Origin of the sequence: Pseudomonas sp. KBW05, from assembly GCF_003852405.1 — a bacterium.
Taxonomy (GTDB): domain Bacteria; phylum Pseudomonadota; class Gammaproteobacteria; order Pseudomonadales; family Pseudomonadaceae; genus Aquipseudomonas.
Map to the genome: position 1 here is coordinate 417,450 of NZ_QAJM01000007.1, position 19,158 is coordinate 436,607.

Here is a 19,158-nt window from a genome sequence, read left to right on the forward strand (position 1 = left end):
GTCGGTCAATGTGACCAGCACCTCATCGGCCCCACACAGGCTGATATATAGTTCATCCCTCGGCCCCTCCCACTACGAGTGCCCCATGCTTAACAAAGGACTGTTCCTGGCCTGCGCGCTGGCCCTGCTGAGCGCCTGCGATTCTTCCGATAAACCGGCAGCCCCGCCGGCCCCAGCAGCAGCGGCGGTTGCGCCCAAGCCTGCCAAAGCAGCGGTGGACGTGGCAGCGCTGAAGCAGCGCTACGCCGGGCGTGAGCTGAGCGTGGTGGATGTGTCCGAGGTGCAGCTCGACGGGGCCAGCACGCTCTCCGTGAGTTTTTCCATTCCCCTGGACCCCGAGCAGAAATTCGCCGACAAACTCCATCTGGTGGACAGCAAGTCCGGCAAGGTCGACGGCGCCTGGGAAATCTCCGATAACCTGATGGAACTGCGCCTGCGCCATCTGGAGCCGCAGCGCAAACTCGTGCTGACGGTCGATGCCGGCGTGAAGGCGGTCAACGACGCCAAGCTTGCCGCCGAATACATCGCCCGCCTGGAAACCCGCGACCTGCAAGCCACCGTCGGCTTCGCCAGTCGTGGCACCTTGCTGCCGACGCGGTTGGCCGAAGGCCTGCCGGTGATCGCGTTGAACGTCGACAAGATCGACGTCGAATTCTTCCGCATCAAGCCCGAATCCCTGCCCACCTTCCTCGCGCAGTGGGGGCGAAACACCAGCCTGCAAAGTTATGAATCCCGCGAACTGCTGCCCCTGGCCGATCTGGTCTACGGCGGCCGCTTCGACCTGAACCCGGCGCGCAATACCCGCGAAACCCTGTTGCTGCCGATCGCCGGCCTCAAGCAATTGCAACAGCCGGGCGTATACCTGGCGGTGATGCGGGCGTCGGGCACCTACAACTATTCCCAGCCGGCCACGCTGTTCACCCTGAGTGATATCGGCCTGTCAGTGCACCGCTACGCCAATCGGCTGGATGTGTTTACCCAGGCGCTGGAAGGCGGCAAGGCGCTGGATGGTGTCGATCTGGAAGTGCTCGATGCCGACGGCCGCGTGTTGGGCCAGGGCAAGACCGAGAAGGGCGGCCACGCCGAGTTGCCGTTGCCGAAAAAGGCCCAGGTGCTGCTGGCCAAGCAAGGCGAGCAGACCAGTATGCTGCGCCTCGACAGCGCCGCGCTGGACCTGGCGGAGTTCGACATCGGTGGGCAGCCGTCCCATCCGTTGCAGTTCTTTGTGTTCGGCCCGCGCGACCTGTATCGCCCCGGCGAAACCGTGCTGCTCAACGCGCTGTTGCGGGACAAGGATGGCCACGCGGTCAAACCGCAGCCGGTGAGCGTCGAAGTGCGCCGCCCGGACGAGCAGGTCAGCCGCAAATTCGTCTGGGATGCGGACGCCTCCGGCCTCTATCAATATCAACTGCAACTGGCCGGCGAAGCCCCGACCGGGCGCTGGCAGCTGGTGTTCGACCTCGGCGATGGCAAGCCGCAGCTGTATGAGTTCCTCGTCGAAGACTTCCTGCCCGAGCGCCTGGCGTTGGAGCTCAAGGGCAGCGACACAGCATTGAGCCCAGCGGATAACCCGGTGATCCAGGTCAACGGTCGTTACCTGTATGGCGCGCCGGCCTCGGGCAATCGGGTCAGCGGCCAGGTTTATGTGCGGCCATTGCGCGAGGCGGTCAAATCGCTGCCGGGCTACCAGTTCGGCTCCGTCACCGAAGAGGAACTGAGCCAGGACTTCGAACTGGACGAAAGCGTGCTTGACGCCAAGGGCCACGAAGAACTGACCCTGGAAAGCAAATGGGCCGACGCCAAGTCGCCGCTGCAATTGATCGTGCAAGCCAGCCTGCAAGAGTCCGGTGGGCGGCCGATCACCCGGCGCCTGGTGCAGCCGATCTGGCCGGCCGAGCAACTGCCGGGCCTGCGCGGGTTGTTTGACGGCAAGGAAACCAATGGCGACGGCCCGGCGGAATTCGAAGTGCTGCTGGCCAACCAGGACGGGCAGAAACTCGCCGCGCAAAACCTCAAGGTACGCCTGGTGCGCGAGCGCCGCGACTACTACTGGAATTACTCCGAGAACGATGGCTGGAGCTACCACTTCAACGAGAAATTCCTCAACCTCGATGAGCAGACCCTGAACATCAAGGCCGGCGACACCGCCAAGGTCAGCTTCCAGGTCGAGTGGGGCCCGTACCGCGTCGAGGTCGAAGACCCGCAGACCGGGCTGGTCAGCAGCCTGCGCTTCTGGGCCGGCTACCAGGCCCAGGACAACACCGAAGGCGGCGCCGTGCGCCCCGACCAGGTCAAGCTGGCGCTGGATAAACCGGCGTATGGCGACGGCGATACCGCCAACGTCACGGTCACTCCGCCCGCTGCCGGTAAAGGCTACCTGTTGGTGGAGTCCGCCGAAGGCCCGTTGTGGTGGCAGGAAATCGAGGTGCCGGCCGAAGGCAAAAGCTTCGCCGTGAAACTCGACCCGAAATGGTCGCGCCATGACCTGTACGTGAGCGCCCTGGTGATCCGTCCCGGCGAGCGCAAAGCCAATATCACCCCCAAACGTGCGGTGGGCTTGCTGCACCTGCCGCTGGATCGCACCCAGCGCAAACTGGGCCTGACCCTCACCGCGCCGGAAAAAATGCGCCCCAAACAACCGCTGACGGTGAAAGTCGCGGCGAAAAATGCCGATGGCAGCGTGCCGAAACAGGTGCATGTGCTGGTGGCCGCGGTGGACGTCGGTATCCTGAATATCACCGAATACCCGACGCCAGACCCGTACTCCAGCCTGTTCGGCCGCAAGGCCTACGGTGTGGACCAGTTCGACATCTATGGCCAGTTGATCGAAGCCGGCCAAGGCCGCCTGGCCAGCCTGGCGTTTGGTGGTGATGCGGCGCTGGCCAAGGGCGGCAAGCGGCCTGACACCAGCGTGACCATCGTCGCCCTGCAAAGCGCGCCGGTGACTTTGAATGACCAGGGCGAGGGCGAAGTCAGCGTCAACATTCCCGACTTCAACGGCGAACTGCGCCTGATGGCCCAGGCCTGGAGCGATGATCGCTACGGCATGGCCGAAGCCAAGACGGTGATTGCTGCGCCGTTGATCGCTGAACTGTCGGCGCCGCGCTTCCTCGCCGGTGGCGACCAGACGACGTTGGCGCTGGACCTGTCCAACCTGTCGGGCAAGGCGCAGAAACTTGATGTACGTGTGAGTGTTGAAGGCCAACTTGAGCCAGTCGATGAAGGTGGGCAAACCGTCGAACTGAAACAGGGCCAGCGCACCACGCTGCGCATCCCGGTGAAAGCCTGGGGCGGCCTGGGGCAGGGCAAGGTCAAGGTCACGGTGAACGGCCTCGACCTGCCGGGTGAAAACCTGCCGCCGTTCAGCCGCGAGTGGACCCTGGGCGTGCGCCCGGCGTATCCGGCCCTGCTCAAGCATTACCGCGCGGTGCTCAAGGATCAGCCGTGGAGCCTGCCCGCGGGCGCCCTGGATCAGTTCGATGCGTCGGGGCGTGAGGCGCTGTTGAGCCTGTCGAGCCGGCCGCCGTTGAACCTCGGCGCGCAGATCAGCGCGCTCAAGGCCTACCCGTATGGCTGCCTGGAACAGACCGCCAGCGGTCTGTACCCGTCGCTGTATGCCGACGATGCCTTGCTCAAGCGCCTGGCGATCAAGGGCGAGCCGGATGCCGAGCGCAAACGCAAGATCGAACTGGGCATCGAACGCCTGCTGGGCATGCAGCGTTACAACGGCAGCTTTGGTTTGTGGGGCGCCGATGGCGAAGAAGAATATTGGCTGACGGCTTACGTCACCGACTTCCTGCTGCGCGCCCGCGATCAAGGCTTTGCCATGCCGCCTGAAGCCTTGAAGAAGGCCAGCGAGCGCCTGCTGCGTTATGTGCAGGAACGCAATCTGATCGAGGTCGATTACAGCGACAACGCCGAGCACACCCGTTTCGCCGTACAGGCCTACGCCGGCATGGTGCTGGCGCGCAGCCAACAGGCGCCGTTGGGCGCGCTGCGCAGCCTGTTCGAGCGCCGTAGCGACGCTCGCTCCGGGCTGCCATTGGTGCAACTGGCTATCGCCCTGCAAAAAATGGGCGACCAGCCGCGTGCGGACCAGGCGTTGCTGGCCGGTCTGGCGGCGCAGCGCAATGCCAATGAATGGCTGGCCGACTACGGCAGCCCGCTGCGTGATCAGGCGATGATCCTGGCGTTGCTGGAAGAGAACGACCTGGCCAAGGGCAAGCGTGAGGAGCGCTTGTTTACGTTGTCGGATCAGCTAGCGGCCAGTCCGTATCTGTCGACGCAGGAGCGCAATTCGCTCTTCCTCGCCGGACGCCTGGGGTTTGCCAAGCCTGAGTCGGACTGGAAAGTGCTGCTCGATGGCAGCGGTGGCATTCATGAACTGAACAATCAGCAGTCAACTCTGGACCTGGAAGGCAAGCTGCTGTCTGGCAACCTGAGCCTGACCAATCAGAGCGACACGCCGGTGTATCAACAACTGACGATTTCGGGTTATCCACAAGTGCCGCCAGCACCGGGTGGCGACAACCTGAGCATCCGTCGCGAATACCTGGGCATGAACGGCCAGCCGCTGAACCTGCGCAACCTCAACAGCGGCGACCTGGTGCTGGTGCACCTGGCGGTCAGCGCCAAGCAGCGCGTGCCGGATGCCCTGGTGGTGGACCTGCTGCCGGCCGGCCTGGAACTGGAAAACCAGAACCTGGCGCAAAGCGCGGCCAGCCTGGAGAACGCCAGCAGCCAGGTGAAGGAATGGCGTGAGTCCATGCAGAACGCCTCGCTCAAGCACCAGGAGTTCCGTGATGATCGTTATGTGGCGGCGTTGAACCTGGACGGTTCCGGCACCACGCACCTGCTGTATCTGGCGCGTGCGGTGACGCCGGGCACGTACCGCGTACCGCCGCCGCAAGTGGAGTCGATGTACCGGCCGAACTGGCAGGCGGTGGGAGAAACCCCGGCAGACCTGGTAATCAAAGGCCGCTGAAACCTCAACTTGAAATGAGGCCTAAATGTGGGAGCGGGCTTGCTCGCGAAGACGGTGTATCAGTATCAAATGTGTTGACTGACAGACCGCCTTCGCGAGCAAGCCCGCTCCCACACAAGCCCGCTCCCACAGGGGGATCTTGGGTGTTTGGGGGATTAGTGTACGACCCAGCTCAGCAGCCACAACCCCAGCATCAACCAGATAATCCCGAAGATGATCGACGCACGCATAAACGCCCGCACCGCCGAATACAGGAACAGCAGGCCAATGATCAGCGTCAGGATGCTGATGATCGATGTGTCCATGCCCAACGTGCGTGACAGGCCTTCGACAAAGTTGCCGCCCGCGTTGGTCAAGGCACCGAACAAACCGCTGAGCCCATCGACGATAAAGCGGATGACCGAACCGAGCGCCTGGCCCAACCATTCGAAAAAGCTTTCTACCTGCATGTGTGTGTCCTGATAAGAAGGTGGGCGTGTGTTTGCCTTTGGTTGTGATTGCGCCAGGCTAGTTCCCTATAAGCATAGAGGTTTGCAGGTTAAATAATGGGTTTCCCTAATCACTGGTGTACTCGGTCCAATGTGGGAGCGGGCTTGCTCGCGAATGCGGTGGGTCAGTGACCTCTTTATTACCTGACCCACCGCATTCGCGAGCAAGCCCGCTCCCACACTTATTGCGCTGCGCATTGGGAGCCGTGGTGTTGGTTGTTGCGCTGTTGTGGCTGGCTGACCGGATTTGGCCATTGCCTTTGCCCAAGGACGATCTGGCCCGCGTCGTCCTCGCCGAAGACGGCACACCCCTCTGGCGCTTCGCCGACGCCAACGGCGTCTGGCGCTACCCGGTGCACACCAGCGAAGTCTCGCCTTACTACCTCGATGCGCTGCTCACCTACGAAGACCGCTGGTTCTACTCGCACCCCGGCGTAAACCCGCTGGCACTGGCGCGCGCAACCTGGCAGAACCTCACGGGCGCGCGGGTGGTATCCGGCGGCAGCACCTTGTCGATGCAGGTCGCGCGCTTGCTTGATCCGCACTCGCGCACCTTCCTCGGCAAGCTGCGCCAGTTGTGGCGCACGGCGCAGTTGGAATGGCACCTGTCCAAGGACGAAATCCTCAACCTCTACTTGAACCGCGCGCCATTTGGCGGAACCCTGCAAGGCGTGGCGGCGGCCAGTTGGGCGTACCTGGGCAAGTCCCCGGCCCAACTGACCCACGCCGAAGCCGCGTTGCTCGCCGTATTGCCCCAGGCCCCCAGCCGCCTGCGGCCCGACCGCCACCCGCAGCGCGCCCAGCAAGCCCGCGACAAGGTGCTGCGCCGCCTCGCTGAGTTCCAGGTGTGGCCGCAAGCCGCCGTCGATGAAGCCCTGGAAGAACCGCTGCTGCTCGCCCCACGCCTGGAACCGAGCCTGGCCCCCTTGCTCGCGCGCCGCCTGAACCGCCCCGACAGCCCGCCGCTGATCCGCACCACCCTGGACGCCACGCTGCAGCGGCGCCTCGAAGACCTGCTGCTGGGCTGGCGCGCACGCCTGCCGGAACACACCTCGGCGGCCATCCTGGTGGTGGAAGAGGAAAGCATGGCCGTGCGCGCCTACCTCGGCTCGGTGGATATCAACGACGCCAAGCGCTTTGGCCATGTGGACATGATCAGCGCGTTGCGTTCGCCGGGCTCGACGTTGAAACCCTTTCTCTACGGCATGGCGCTGGACGACGGCCTGATCCACTCCGAATCCCTGTTGCAGGACGTACCCCGGCGCTACGGCGATTATCGGCCGGGCAACTTCTCCATGGGCTTTACCGGCGCGGTGCCGGCGAGCACGGCGCTGTCCAGTTCGCTGAACCTGCCGGCGGTGCAGTTGCTGGAAGCCTACGGGCCTAAGCGTTTCGCGGCGCAGATGCGCATCGGCGGCGTGCCCCTGGCGCTGCCAGCGTTGGCCGAGCCGAACCTGGCGTTGATCCTCGGCGGCGCGGGCAGTCGCCTGGAAGACCTGGTCAGCGGCTACAGCGCCTTCGCCCGGGACGGCAAGAGCGCGACGATCCGCTTGCAGCCGGATGACGTGCTCAGGGAGCGCCCACTGTTATCCCCAGGCGCCGCGTGGATTGTGCGGCGCATCCTCAGCGGCCAGGCGCGACCCGACCGCGATCCGCGTGCCGAGTTGGTCCAGCGCCCGGTGCTGGCCTGGAAAACCGGCACCAGCTACGGCTTTCGCGATGCCTGGGCGATTGGCGTGGGCCCGCGCTATTTGATCGGCGTGTGGATCGGTCGCCCGGATGGCACGCCGGTGCCGGGGCAGTTCGGCCTGGCTTCGGCGGCGCCGTTGATGTTGCAGGTGCATGACGTGCTGACCAACCGTGACAGCCAGCGCGGCATCAGCGCGCCCGTCAGGCCGGTGCCGGCGAATGTGGGCGTGGCGGCGATCTGTTGGCCCTTGGGCCAGCCGATGAATCGCAGCGATCCGAATTGCCGCCGCCAGCGCTTCGCCTGGACGCTGGACAACACCACGCCGCCGACCTTGCAGGCGTTGGATCAACCGTTAAGCGTGGGCTTGATGGAGAGCGTATGGGTGAACGCCAAGGGCTTGCGGGTGGACGCCCGTTGCGCGGGCGCAGAACTGAAAAACATCGCCCTGTGGCCTGCGCCATTGGAGCCGTGGTTGCCGCGCGTCGAACGCCGCGAAGCACGCATCCCGCCCGCCGATCCCGATTGCCCGCCACCGGCGCTGGCGGCGTCTTCGCCGCTGTCGATCGTGGGAGTGCGCGAGGGTGATCAACTGCGCTTGCCCGCCGCCAGCCAACAGGCGCTGCGCCTGAAAATCTCGGCGTTGGGTGGCAGTGGGCGGCGTTGGTGGTTTCTCAATGGCGAGCCGTTGGGGGATAGTGCCAATCAGGACTTTATCAATGCCAGTTTCGAGCGGCTGGGGCGCTATCAATTGAGTGTGCTGGATGAGGCGGGGCAGACGGCCCGGCTTGAGTTCAGTGTCGTCGACTAAATCGCCTTCGCGAGCAAGCCCGCTCCCACATTTTGATCTGTGAATACCTTCAAGTGTGGGAGCGGGCTTGCTCGCGAAGGCGTCCTCAAGAACACCCGGAGATTCACTTGCCTTCAAGGCCAAACCCCCCGAAGCTACACACCTTCAGGAGCCCCCGCATGAACCTCGAACACCTCACCGAACGCCTGCACCGCATCCGCGATAACAACGACTGGAAGCAGTTCCACAGCCCGAAAAACCTGGCCATGGCCGCCAGCGTCGAAATGGCCGAGCTGGTGGAAATCTTTCAATGGCTCACCGAAGACCAATCCCGCCAGCTACCCGCTGAAAAGCTCGCCCACGCCGGGCAGGAAGTCGGCGATATCGTCTTGTACCTGCTGTTGCTGTGCAGCGAATTGGGCCTGGACATGAACGAGGTGGTGCGCGCCAAACTGGCCGACAGCGAACGGCGGTTTGCCCATGAGTGACCGTCATTTCGACCAACTGGCCACGCGTTTCGCCGAGAAGATCTACGGCGGGGCCAAAGGGGCCATCCGCCTGGCTGTGCTCCAGGCCGACCTGACTGAAGCGCTGCCCCAGCGCCCATTGCGCGTGCTGGATATCGGCGCGGGCCTGGGCCATATGTCGCTGTGGCTGGCCGAGCAAGGCCATCAGGTGACCCTGGCCGAACCCGCCGAACCGATGCTCGACGGCGCGCGCCAACGCTTCGCCGACGCCGGGCAGACAGCGACGTTTATCCATGCACCCTGGCAAGACCTGCTCGGCCAACTCACCGAGCCCTACGACCTGGTGCTGTGCCACGCCGTGCTGGAATGGCTGGCCGAACCTCACGCAATCCTGCCGGTGCTGCACCAACTCACGGTGCCCGGCGGTTGGTTGTCGTTGGCGTTCTACAACCGCGATGCGCTGATTTATCGCAACCTGCTCAAAGGCCACTTCCGCAAGATGCGCAAGAACGACATGGCCGGCGAAAAGCAGAGCCTTACCCCGCAACAGCCGCTCGACCCGCGTGAGCTGGCGGCGCAACTCGACGGCCTTTGGCAGGTCGAAAGCCAAAGCGGCGTGCGGGTATTCCACGACTACATGCCGGTGGAGTTCCAGGCCCGCGCGAATCTACAGGACTTGTTGGAGATGGAACTCGCTCACCGTCGTCACCCAAGCTTTGCCGGACTTGGGCGTTATTTGCACTGGATCTGCCGTCCGGTTTAAGCGGCCCAGTCTGCGGAGGTCGAAATGCGTCGTCTCTGTTTGATCCTGTTGTCCCTCGGTCTGGGCGCGTGTTCCAGCCCCAACCCCTACGTGGCCGCTTCGGCGCCGATGCCGCCCGCGCCCGCGCAGGCGGCCAACACCTTTGATGCCAGCGCCTATCCTGCGCCGGTGCGTGACTACGGCGCGTATCGCAGTTGGGCCTGGCGCAATGGCCAACTCCCGCCCGGCACCGCCTGGGCCGATTCGGCGCAGATTGCCGAAGCGGTCAACGGCGCCCTCGACCAGCGCGGCTTGCGCCCGCAGCGCGCCAACCAGCCCGCTGACCTGCTGGTCAGCGCCGACGTGCGCCTGGAGAAGCGCCTCAAGCAAGTCCAGGATGACTACGGCTACGGATACGGCGGCTATAACCGCTATGGCAATGGCTACGGCATGTACAACTCGGCACCGATCGTGCGCACGTATGAAGTGACGGTGGCGGTGGTGCGGGTCAATCTGTTCGATGCGCGCAGTGGCCAGCCGGTCTGGAGCACCAGCGCGGAAACCGCCAACCAGGGCAGCCTCAGCGAACGCGCCGACGCGTTGCGCAAGGCCGTGCAAAAGGCGCTGAGCGCCTATCCGCCGAGTTAAGCGCTATTCTCATCCCGAGCTCAGGTCGTACTTTGGAGAAAAACCATGTTTCGTCGTATCGCAACGCTCGCTTTTTTAGTGCTGCTGGGCGGTTGCCAGAGCAATCAGGTCAACCACGATTTTGACGCCAGCCGCGACTTCGGCGCCTACCGCAACTGGGCCTGGAAAGATCCGGCCCTGCAATACCGCCCGGATGATCCGCGGATCAAGAGCGACCTCACCGAACAACGCATCCGCCAGGCCGTCGGCGAGCAGCTCGACCAGCGCGGCCTGCGCCCGGCGGCGCCAGGCACCAAGGCGGACCTGAACGTGCAGGCCTACCTGATCGTCGAAGACCGCCAGCAACAAGTCACCACCAACTACGGCGGCGCCTGGGGCGGGCCGTGGAATGGCTACTGGGGCGCGCCGATGTACAACGAAACGCGCAACATCACCTACAAGGTGGCGACCATCCAGATCGACCTGCTCGACGGCAAGGACGGCAAGCTGGTGTGGCGCGGCAGTGACGAACAGATGATGGCCAGCACGCCGAACCCGCAGGATCGCAGCAATGCCATTCGCACGACGGTGACTAAAATTCTCTCCAACTACCCGCCACACTGAGTCTCCCCTGTGGGAGCGGGCTTGTGTGGGAGCGGGCTTGCTCGCGAAGGCAGTGTGTCAGTCAGCACATCTGAATCTGATACTCCGCTTTCGCGAGCAAGCCCGCTCCCACATGGGCTTTTGCAGCGTACAAAGATCTCCATCGATCTCCATCAGTCGCCTTTATGGCGACTGGCCAGCGCACCCGCCAAGCCTTGTCTACACTCCACTGCAACTACGGAGAGTAAGCGCTAAAGGAGTGCTCGATGTCTCCCCGACTTCGTTCCAGGCAGCGTGGTGCGATTGGCTTGACGGCGGCCCTGACCCTTGGGCTGGCGCTGGTCTTCCTGTTGTTGGTCATCGACAGCGGGCGTCTGTATCTGGAGAAGCGCAAGTTGCAGGGCATTGCCGATATGGCCGCCCTGGAAGCGGTGCAGCGCAATGGCAACTGCATTCCCGCCACCAACACCGCGCCGGTCTATGCGGGCGCCAGCGCCACGCGCAACGGCTATGTCATCCCCCCCGGCAATGCTCTGAACGTGAATTGCGGCACGCTGACCACCAACGCCAGCAACCTGCGCGTGTTCAGTGCCGACGCGACCAAGACCGACGCCATCCAGGTGGTCGCCTCGCGCCCGGTGCTGACCAGCGTCGCCGGAGGCGTGTGGTCGCTGTTCAATGGCAATTCCTACAACCTGATGACCCAGTTGACGGCCAAGGCGGTTGCCGCGCCGAAGATCCTGCCGCCGCAGGCGCAGTTGACGATCAAAACTACATTGGCGACGGTTGATAGCACCAAGTCGGATGCGCTGGACCTGCTGTTTGGCAAGCTGCTGGGCGGCAACCTGTCGTTGGGCCTGGTGGGCTATCAAGGCCTGGCGGGCAGCGATATCAACCTGCTCAGCTACCTGAACCAGTTGGCGCTGAACGTGAACGTGCAGGCGGGCAATTACGATGAGTTGCTGGCCAAAAATCTCAAGATCGGTCAATTGATCGACGCCGCCGTCACGGTATTGCAGGCCGGTGGGGGGACCGCTTCGGTGGCGGCGGCGACGGCGCTGGGCCAGATCAAGGTATTGGTGGGGCCTGCCGACGTGACCTTGGGCACCCTCGTGCAATTGCAGGCCGGGGCGGTGTCTTCGGGGCTCAACACCACGGTGAATGCGTTGCAGCTGGCGCAAGCCTTTGTGCAGTTGGCCAACAAGACCAACGGCGTGGTGGCCGAGATACCGGTGACGATCCCGGGGGTCAATGTGAGCGTCAAGGTCAAAGTCATTCAGCCGCCGCAGTTGTCGTCGATTGGCGACCCTACGTATGCCAAGAATAAAACCGATGCGGCCACGCGCATCTATGTGCGCACCGCCCAGGTCAGCGTGGGCCTGACGGTGTCCTTGCCGCTGCTCGCAACACCGTTGGTCAATACGGCTTTGAACGGCTTGGTCAGCCCGCTTTCCGACGTGCTGAACAATTTGCTCAGCCTGAACCTGGCTGGGACGCTCAGTTCAGTCTTCTGCGCGATTGGCGGCACCCCTTGTCAGAGCACTGACTTGAGGCTGCTGTCGTCCGCGACCAACCCGTCGGTGCCCAGTGTGGATGTGGTCCTCGAACTGGGCAGCGCGGAAAGCTATGTCACTGGTTTCACCTGCGCGAGCGACGCGACCAAAACCCTGACCACCCAAACCAACGCCTCGGTGGTGACCATCAAGGTCGGCGAGAGCCCGACGCTGAGCGATTCGCTAGGTGCGAGCCCGCCCTTGAATCCGGTGCCGCCGCTGCCGGTGATCGATATCGGTGCGATTACCTGCCTCAAACCGCTGCTCGGGCTCGGCCCAACCACCTGTGATCCAGCCTCCCGCAAGCCGTTTTATGGCGGCGGCATAGGCGTGACCATCGATCCTGCCGTGGGCACCCAAACCGCGTCCGGTGGGGTCTACACCTATCCCCAGCCACCGGAGATCAAGCAGCCAGCGCTGTATCATTCGCTATCGACCACCAACCTGGTGACGTCCCTCGGCACCGCGTTGAAAACCGGGCTGAAGTTCCAGGTCTACCAACCCACAGGGTTCAACCTGTTGGGCTCGCTTTTGGTCACCAGCGGCGCGTTGCTCAATAACTTGACGTCCACACTGGGCGGTGTGATTGGCAACGTGCTCGGCCCGATTGTCGATCCACTGGTGAATGGTTTGCTGACGACCCTGGGCATCAACCTGAACCAGGTTGAAGTCGGCGCCAACCTCAGTTGCAAGCCCCATGGCCAGGCAGCATTGGTGAACTAGGCCAGCGGCAACTCCACGCAGAACTGCGCGCCGTGCTCGCCGTTGCTGACGCTCAGGCGGCCGCCCATGTTCTCCACAATGCCGTAGCTCACCGACAAGCCGAGCCCGGTGCCCACGCCAATTGGCTTGGTGGTGAAGAACGGTTCGAAGATCCGCTCCAGCAAACGCGGGTCGATGCCGCCACCGTTGTCTTCGACCCAGATGCGCACGTGGCTGGCGTCATGTTCGCTGTGCACGGCGATCCACGGGCGCAGGTCCGGCTGTTTTTCCCGTTGGCTGAGCAACGCGTCGCGGGCGTTGACCATCAGGTTGATCAGCACTTGCTCCAGCTGATCGACGTAACCTTTGACCTGCACCGTGAAGCCCGCCGGTGTCAGGCGCACATCCACGCCCTTGCCGCGCAGGCCTTCGCTGAGCAGGGACAAGGTGCCTTCCACCGCCTGCGCCGGGTCGAAAGGCTGTTGCTCGATTTCCGAGCGCCGGCCGAACACGCGCATATGGTCCACCACCCGCGCGGCGCGCTGCACCTGGGTGTCGATGCGCTGGAGTTTTTCGCTCAGGTAGTCGATCTGCACCTCGCCGCTGCTCAGGCGTTTGAGCACATTGGCGATGGCCATGCGCATCACGTTCAGCGGCTGGTTGATCTCGTGGGCCAGGCCCGTGGCCATTTCGCCAAGGGTGGCCATTTTCGCGCTTTGCGTCAGTTGCTGCTGGGAGCGGCGCACTTCGGTGTTGTCGCGGCCCACGGCCTGCACTTCCACCAGCGCGCCGTTCTCATCGAAGACGCCACGGTCCGACCACACCCACCAGGCATGCGCACGCCCCGGCAGTTGCAGGCTGATTTCGGCGGTGCTGACCGGGAATTCCGGGCTCAGTTGGCCGATGCGCTGCACGAAGCTTGCGCGTTGCTCATCCGACAGCCAGTCGGCCAGGTTCAGCCTAGGCAATTGCTCGGGTTGGCACTCCAGGTAATTGGCCAGCGGGGTGTTGCCGAAGGTCAGTGTCAGGTCGGGGCGGTAGCGACAAATCATCGCCGGCGAGTCCTCCACCAGGATGCGGTAGCGCTCTTCGCTTTGCTTGACCTGCTCGGCGGCCAGGGTCGCCTCGGTGACGTCCAGCCACAGGCCCACGGCTTCCACCGGCAGGCCGAGGTCGTCGCGCAGCAACTTGGCTTCGTCGAGCAACCAGTGATAATTGCCGAGTTTGTCCTGGACCCGATAACGACTGCGTACGCTGCCTTCGCGCAGCAATTGGCGGGTGCGTTCGAAGTACAGGTCGCGGTCGTCGGGATGCAGCCATTCGATCAGGCTGGCCGGGGTGCATTCGGCCAGGGTGCGACCGAGCAAGGGCAGCAGGCTGTCGCTGAAAAACAGTGGTTGCAGGGTGCCTTCGACATAGCGCTGCACGTAGATGATCGCCGGCGCGCTGGCGATCAGGTTGTCCAGGCGCGCATGGGCGGCGGCGGCTTGTTGCTGCTGGTTCTTGATGTCGCTGATGTCCAGCATGAAGCCGATCAGCCGGCGGTTATTGCCCACGCCCAGCGCCTGGCCCTGCACGCGATACCACACCGGGTTGTGTGCCGCGTCGAGGCGGTGCAGGCGCACGCTGGTGGACAGCGGTTTGCTCAGGGTCTGCAAGTCTTGCAGGCGGCTGGCGAGTTCCTGGCGGTCGGCGGGGTGGAACAGCAGCAACCAGTCGGCCATGGCCAGGCGTGTGGTCGGGGCGTCTGGGTTGAGGTGTTGCTGTAGTTGCGGCGCCAGCTGGATGTCTTCGCCGTGGTTGGGCAACTCCCACCAACCGGTTCCGAGCAAGCCTTGCAGGGCTTCCAGGCGATCCAGTTGTTGCTGGTGACGCTGTTCGCGCAGCCGGCTGAGCAACGGCGCGGCGAGGGCGGCGGCCAGTTGCAGCCAGTCGCGCGCAAAGGCGTCCTCAGCGTGGAAGAAGCCGCATAACAGCCACGCGGCGACGCCATGATCATCGCGATAGGGCACCAGGAAACCCTCGGCATTGCCGAAAATCCCCTGCAGGCGTGGATGCTCGCTGTGGCCGTGGTTGTGGGTCAGGTGCACAGGGGCGGTGCCACCGAGGCTATCCAGAGCGCCGCCGAGGAGTTGGCCGTCGCGCCACAACAGTGGGGCGTCAAAGGCGCGGTACTGGCTGTGGACCTGCCAGCCCTGGTCCTGTTCATCGAGCAGGGCGATGGCGACGCAGGGCACCTGGAAGTGCTGGGCGATGCTGTGCAGGTTGTCCTGCACGACCTCCGGCAGGCGGGTCAGGCTGCACACGCGCAGGCGTTCGCTGATCTGCGCGCTGAGCAACTGGTGGCGCTCGCGGGTGTCAGCCTGCTGGCGGTGGGCGAGCAAGTCGCCGATATCCAACAGCAGCAAGCGCCAGCCATCGCCTTGGGGTTGTAGCCAGCCACGGGTGTGCAGGGCGCTGCCGGCAAACCCGTGGAAGTCCAGGTCAAGGACCTGCCCCTGCCAGTCGGCGGGGCTGCCTTCGATGACCACGGCACTGTGGGCACACAGGTAGTCCAGCAATGGGACGAGTTGTTGCGCGGTAGTGTGCTTGACCAGGCGATGGCGCAGGGCTCCGTGGATGTGCAGGACGCGGCCGAGGGCGTCCAGGTCGATCTGCAAACCGGCGTAGGCGGGCACCTGGGTCGTTTGTATTGGGACCTCGGGCGGGCGGCCGAGGAGGCGGTCGAAGAACTTTTCCCCCGAGGTCAAAATTGCAGGCTCGCTTGGGCCGAGAGCGTCGTTGGCAGGTTGGGCACGGTGCCAAAGCCCGGCAGCACGAGGAAAGGCAGCACGTTTTTGAGGTTACTGGAGGGGTAGTTGATCTGCACGGTCAGCAGGTTGGCCGAGAAGCTCGTGGTGATGTAGGCCGGCACGAATTTGAACGCGGGCGGCAGCCACTGCAATTGGGCCTGGGCGCCCGCCACCGCGCGGGCTTGCACGGCGGCGGCGTAACCGGGGGTGGTGGGGTCCAGCGCGACGCTGCGCCGCACGCCTTCAGCCGTTGCCTGGTTGAACGACTGCAAAAGCAGTAACGGCAGGCTATAGCTGACCAGGCCATAGAACACGGCGAAAAAGAGCATGAACACCAGCGCGAATTCAATCGCGGCGGCACCTTTCTGTTTTCTAGGGAGGCCCTTTCTCATGACTGCGTCTACCCTGACTACCACTACCTGATATCAGCATAGAATCATTCAGCAAAAAGGGATTTTTTTTACGTGATTCAGAGCCTCTTTCTGTTCGCTTGGCTGGCGTTGTGCGCTGCGCAAGATATCCGTCAACGGCAGATCGCCAATCCCCTGACACTCGGTGCGTTCCTGCTGGCCCTGGTCTACCTGCTGTGGAGCGGCACCACCTGGCTGGGCGCCACGCCGGCCGAAGGCGGTTGGGCGTTTGCCCTGGCTGTGCTGTTCACCTTGCCCGGTTATGCGTTGGGGCGCCTCGGCGCTGCGGACGTAAAACTGCTGGCGGCCCTCGCGCTGGCGACCAATTGCGAGTATTTGCTGGGCACTTTTATCGGCGCTGGATTGGCCAGTGCAGCCTGGTTGCTACTGGCGCCAAAATTGTGGCCGCTAATGAATCAAGGGGTTAGAGACACCCTTCGCTACCTGGGGCCCAAGCAGTCAAAAAAACAACCCTTTGCCCCGTTTTTACTGGTCGGGTTTACCCTCGCCTGGTTTTGGATCCCTTTAGTCGCGACGTAGGCTATCGCTATGTACATAGTAGGAAAGTGCGTCTACGTTTATAGCTACGGTGTGCGAAATAGACGCTGTTGGCACGGATTGATCAGACTTTGGCTTGCCCAGGCATGGAGTAGCGCGTGAACAAGCTTACCCCGCAAATGAAAGTGCTCGTGGTCGACGATCAGCCGTTGATCGTGGAAGAGTTGTGCGAATTCCTCGAAAGCAGTGGTTACCGTTGCGTGCCATGCCATTCCAGCCCGCAAGCCGTTGCGCGGTTTCGTGAAGACACCGAGATCGGCCTGGTGCTGTGCGATCTGCACATGCCGGACATGGACGGCATCGAACTGGTCCAGGAGCTGCAACGCATCGCCGGCAAGCAGCGCGCCTTTGAGGCGATCATGCTGACCGGTCGCGCTGACAAACAGGATGTGATCAAGGCGTTGCGTGCCGGGATTGCCGATTACTATCAAAAACCGATCAATCTCGACGAACTGCTCGAAGGCCTGCAACGCCAGGAGACAGCGTTGCGTGAGCGGCAAAAGGGCGTGGAACTGGGGCAACTGAATCAGAAGCTGCAGTTTCTGTCGGCCTCGATCGATGACCTGTACCACGACCTCGACAAAGTGCGCAGCAGCCCGCAATCCGCCGGCCACGCTGCGTCGGACGATCTGGCAGACGCCGACAGCAGTGAAATGCCTGCCATCTTCAAGCAGTTGTCCCCCCGCCAATTGGACGTGGCGCGCTTGGTCGGCAAAGGCCAGACCAACTATCAGATCGCCTGTGAGCTGGGCATCACCGAGAACACGGTAAAACTCTACGTGTCCCAAGTGCTGCGCCTGACCCATATGCACAACCGCACGCAACTGGCGCTGGCGCTGTCACCGAGCAGTTCGTCGATACGCCAGCGCGTCACCGCCCATTAATTACTGCTGCCACTACTCGCGGCGCCGCCCACTTTCTGGTCGTAGTATTCGGGAATAGGGTGTTTGTAACTATCAATCAACCGTTGCATGGCCTGCTCGCGCTCAGCTGGCGTGGCCTTTTGCGGCGTTGATGTCGCCAACTGCCCTTTGATCTGTATTTGCAGCCAGCCTTCGGTCTGCCTCTGGTACACCGATGACGGCCCGGGTTCGATCGCCAGCGCGGTCAAGGGCAGGGTGGCCAACAGCAGGTGGGCGAGGGGTTTGAGTTTCATCGGGGGCACTCCCTTATTTGACGGTCGCCACTTGACCCTTGGCGCGGGTTGCCGAGCCCTTGAGCTGCTCGGCGCGGGTCTGGGCCTGGTTGAACTGCTCGGGGCTCAAGTTGAAGCGGCTGACGAACTGCGACGCCTGCTTCCAGTTGTTCTGGTAAATCAGCAAGGTGACCATATTCACCGCCGCCAGCGAGTTGCTCTGATTGAGTTCCATCGCCGTGAGGAATTCGAAGCGGGCGTCTTCCATGCGCAGCTGGTTGAGGTAGACCACCCCCAGGTCATTGCGGATTTTTTCGTCGGTGGGCGACAGTTTGGCTGCCCGTTGCAGGTGCTCCAGGGCTTGGCCGTTATCGCCCTTGGCCACCGCCAGTTGGCCCAAGCCATGTTCGCCCTCGGCGGCCAGGCAAGTGCCCAGCAGGCTGCGGTACATCGGCTCGGCCTCACTGCGGCCCAGCAGCCGGTACACCTTGGCCTTGCGCAGGCGCACTTGGGGTAGGTTGTCCGCCATGTTTTGCAGGTTGGCCAGGCTGGCGTGCAGCTTGCCGTCATTGGCCATCTCATCGGCGAGGTTCAGCGACAACTCCTGGTCCGAACTGGGCTTGGAGCAACTGCTGGCGCCGGCAAAGCCCGACCAGGGCGTCTGGCCCATGTTCGCGCAACCGCTCATCAACAACACGCTGCAGGCGGCAATCAGTAATTTCATGGTGCGTCCTCTCAAGGCCCCATGGCCTTGGAAATGGCGATAAACCCAGGGCCGGCCAGTACGATCAATAGCGCGGGAAACAGAAAGACCATCATCACGACCGACATCTTGGCCGACATCTTGGAAATATATTCCTGCATGCGGGTCAGGCGCCGGTCATCCAGCAGTTGCTTGAGCGCCTGCAACGACTTCATCGCGCCGCCGCCTTGATACAACAGCTGTTGCAGGATCGCGCACGTGTCGCTGAACTCATCCACGCTGAGCATCAGGCTGGTCTTGCTCAGCTCTTCGCCCAGCTCCAGGCCCGAGTCCACACGTGCCAACACCAGGCGCAGTTCCGAAGTCAGCACCGGCAGCAATTGCTGGGCTTCGTTGGACATGACCCGCAGGGTCTGCTCTACGGCCATGCCCGACTCGAACAGAATGCGCAGCAACGGGATAAAGGTCGAAACCTCCTGGGAAATTTGCTCCTGGCGCCGCTTGGCCACGGACGCCAGCACGCGCTTGGGCAGCAGATAGCCGGTGGCAAAGCCCAGGAATGGCGCGGGCCAGGCATGGGTGACATCCGGGAAAAACAGGCTTTGCAAGAGGATGGTCAGCCCGAGGAACAGGATCGGTGCGCCCACCTGGCAGGCCGCGAACAGCGAGCGTTGGCTGGCTTTTCTCCAGCCGATGCGGTTGAGCAGGACCTGGGTTTCGTTGTCCAGGCTGATGGTGCGCTGGCCGATCCGCGTGTTGCCCAGTTGGCGCAGCAAGTGCCCGACCTTGTCGTCGCGCACCGTGTCGCCTTGCAGTCGTTGGGTCACCAGGCGTTGCTGGCGGCGCTGGCCGATCAGGTTGACGGCCACCAAGGCGAGCGCGGCGAGAAACAGCGCGATACTGATCAGCACGGCCAT

General features: G+C 63.3%; 15 protein-coding genes. 9 read left to right on the plus strand and 6 right to left on the minus strand.

Annotated features, from left to right (window positions below):
- Positions 1-85: 85 nt before the first annotated feature.
- Complete coding sequence (locus DBR46_RS07525; RefSeq protein WP_124525635.1) at positions 86-4,984, plus strand: alpha-2-macroglobulin; 4,899 nt, start codon at positions 86-88, stop codon at positions 4,982-4,984.
- Between the two features lie 155 nt (positions 4,985-5,139).
- Here DBR46_RS07525 and DBR46_RS07530 read toward each other — a convergent pair whose 3' ends face one another.
- A complete protein-coding gene (locus tag DBR46_RS07530; RefSeq protein ID WP_124525636.1) occupies positions 5,140-5,433 on the minus strand; it encodes a hypothetical protein in 294 nt (97 codons plus the stop codon).
- 224 nt (positions 5,434-5,657) lie between these two features.
- Between DBR46_RS07530 and pbpC the strand changes: the two genes are divergently transcribed.
- The 6 genes from pbpC (at position 5,658) to DBR46_RS07565 (ending at position 12,664) form a co-directional block, all read left to right on the plus strand.
- Positions 5,658-7,970 (plus strand): peptidoglycan glycosyltransferase PbpC, encoded by a 2,313-nt coding sequence (gene pbpC, locus DBR46_RS07535; RefSeq protein WP_256659250.1) that lies wholly within the window; start codon positions 5,658-5,660, stop codon positions 7,968-7,970.
- A gap of 158 nt (positions 7,971-8,128) precedes the next feature.
- Positions 8,129-8,437: a MazG-like family protein gene (locus tag DBR46_RS07540; protein WP_105695251.1), complete on the plus strand. Its 309-nt coding sequence runs from the start codon at positions 8,129-8,131 to the stop codon at positions 8,435-8,437.
- Complete coding sequence (locus DBR46_RS07545; protein ID WP_124525638.1) at positions 8,430-9,179, plus strand: methyltransferase; 750 nt, start codon at positions 8,430-8,432, stop codon at positions 9,177-9,179. The genes DBR46_RS07540 and DBR46_RS07545 overlap by 8 nt, the downstream gene beginning before the upstream one ends.
- A 24-nt stretch (positions 9,180-9,203) precedes the next feature.
- Entirely contained in the window at positions 9,204-9,806 is a 603-nt protein-coding gene (locus tag DBR46_RS07550) for a DUF4136 domain-containing protein (protein ID WP_124525639.1), read from the plus strand.
- 45 nt (positions 9,807-9,851) lie between these two features.
- A complete protein-coding gene (locus DBR46_RS07555; protein WP_124525640.1) occupies positions 9,852-10,409 on the plus strand; it encodes a DUF4136 domain-containing protein in 558 nt (185 codons plus the stop codon).
- Between the two features lie 245 nt (positions 10,410-10,654).
- Complete coding sequence (locus DBR46_RS07565) at positions 10,655-12,664, plus strand: pilus assembly protein TadG-related protein (protein ID WP_177414011.1); 2,010 nt, start codon at positions 10,655-10,657, stop codon at positions 12,662-12,664.
- On the opposite strand, the gene DBR46_RS07570 is transcribed toward DBR46_RS07565, so the two are convergent.
- Together DBR46_RS07570 and DBR46_RS07575 are read right to left on the minus strand one after the other, a co-directional pair.
- Positions 12,661-15,393, minus strand: coding sequence for a PAS domain-containing sensor histidine kinase (locus tag DBR46_RS07570; protein ID WP_124525642.1), 2,733 nt, complete (start codon positions 15,391-15,393; stop codon positions 12,661-12,663). The genes DBR46_RS07565 and DBR46_RS07570 overlap by 4 nt on opposite strands.
- The gene (locus DBR46_RS07575) at positions 15,390-15,827 is read right to left on the minus strand and encodes a TadE/TadG family type IV pilus assembly protein (RefSeq protein ID WP_124525643.1); all 438 of its coding nucleotides are present in this window, start codon (positions 15,825-15,827) and stop codon (positions 15,390-15,392) included. Before DBR46_RS07575 ends, DBR46_RS07570 begins: the two co-directional genes overlap by 4 nt.
- Before the next feature lie 72 nt (positions 15,828-15,899).
- On the opposite strand from DBR46_RS07575, the gene DBR46_RS07580 reads away from it, so the two are divergent.
- Positions 15,900-16,385 (plus strand): prepilin peptidase, encoded by a 486-nt coding sequence (locus DBR46_RS07580; RefSeq protein WP_124525644.1) that lies wholly within the window; start codon positions 15,900-15,902, stop codon positions 16,383-16,385.
- 116 nt (positions 16,386-16,501) lie between these two features.
- Positions 16,502-17,287: a response regulator transcription factor gene (locus DBR46_RS07585; protein ID WP_124525645.1), complete on the plus strand. Its 786-nt coding sequence runs from the start codon at positions 16,502-16,504 to the stop codon at positions 17,285-17,287.
- On the opposite strand, the gene DBR46_RS07590 is transcribed toward DBR46_RS07585, so the two are convergent.
- Genes DBR46_RS07590 through DBR46_RS07600 form a run of 3 tightly spaced genes read right to left on the minus strand, consistent with a single transcriptional unit; the run spans position 17,284 to position 19,158 of the window.
- On the minus strand, positions 17,284-17,559 hold the full coding sequence (locus DBR46_RS07590; RefSeq protein ID WP_124525646.1) for a DUF3613 domain-containing protein: 276 nt from the start codon (positions 17,557-17,559) through the stop codon (positions 17,284-17,286). The two genes, DBR46_RS07585 and DBR46_RS07590, sit on opposite strands and share 4 nt — an antisense overlap.
- 13 nt (positions 17,560-17,572) lie before the next feature.
- Positions 17,573-18,262, minus strand: coding sequence for a lipopolysaccharide assembly protein LapB (locus DBR46_RS07595; RefSeq protein ID WP_124525647.1), 690 nt, complete (start codon positions 18,260-18,262; stop codon positions 17,573-17,575).
- A gap of 11 nt (positions 18,263-18,273) precedes the next feature.
- On the minus strand, positions 18,274-19,158 hold the full coding sequence (locus tag DBR46_RS07600) for a type II secretion system F family protein (protein ID WP_124525648.1): 885 nt from the start codon (positions 19,156-19,158) through the stop codon (positions 18,274-18,276).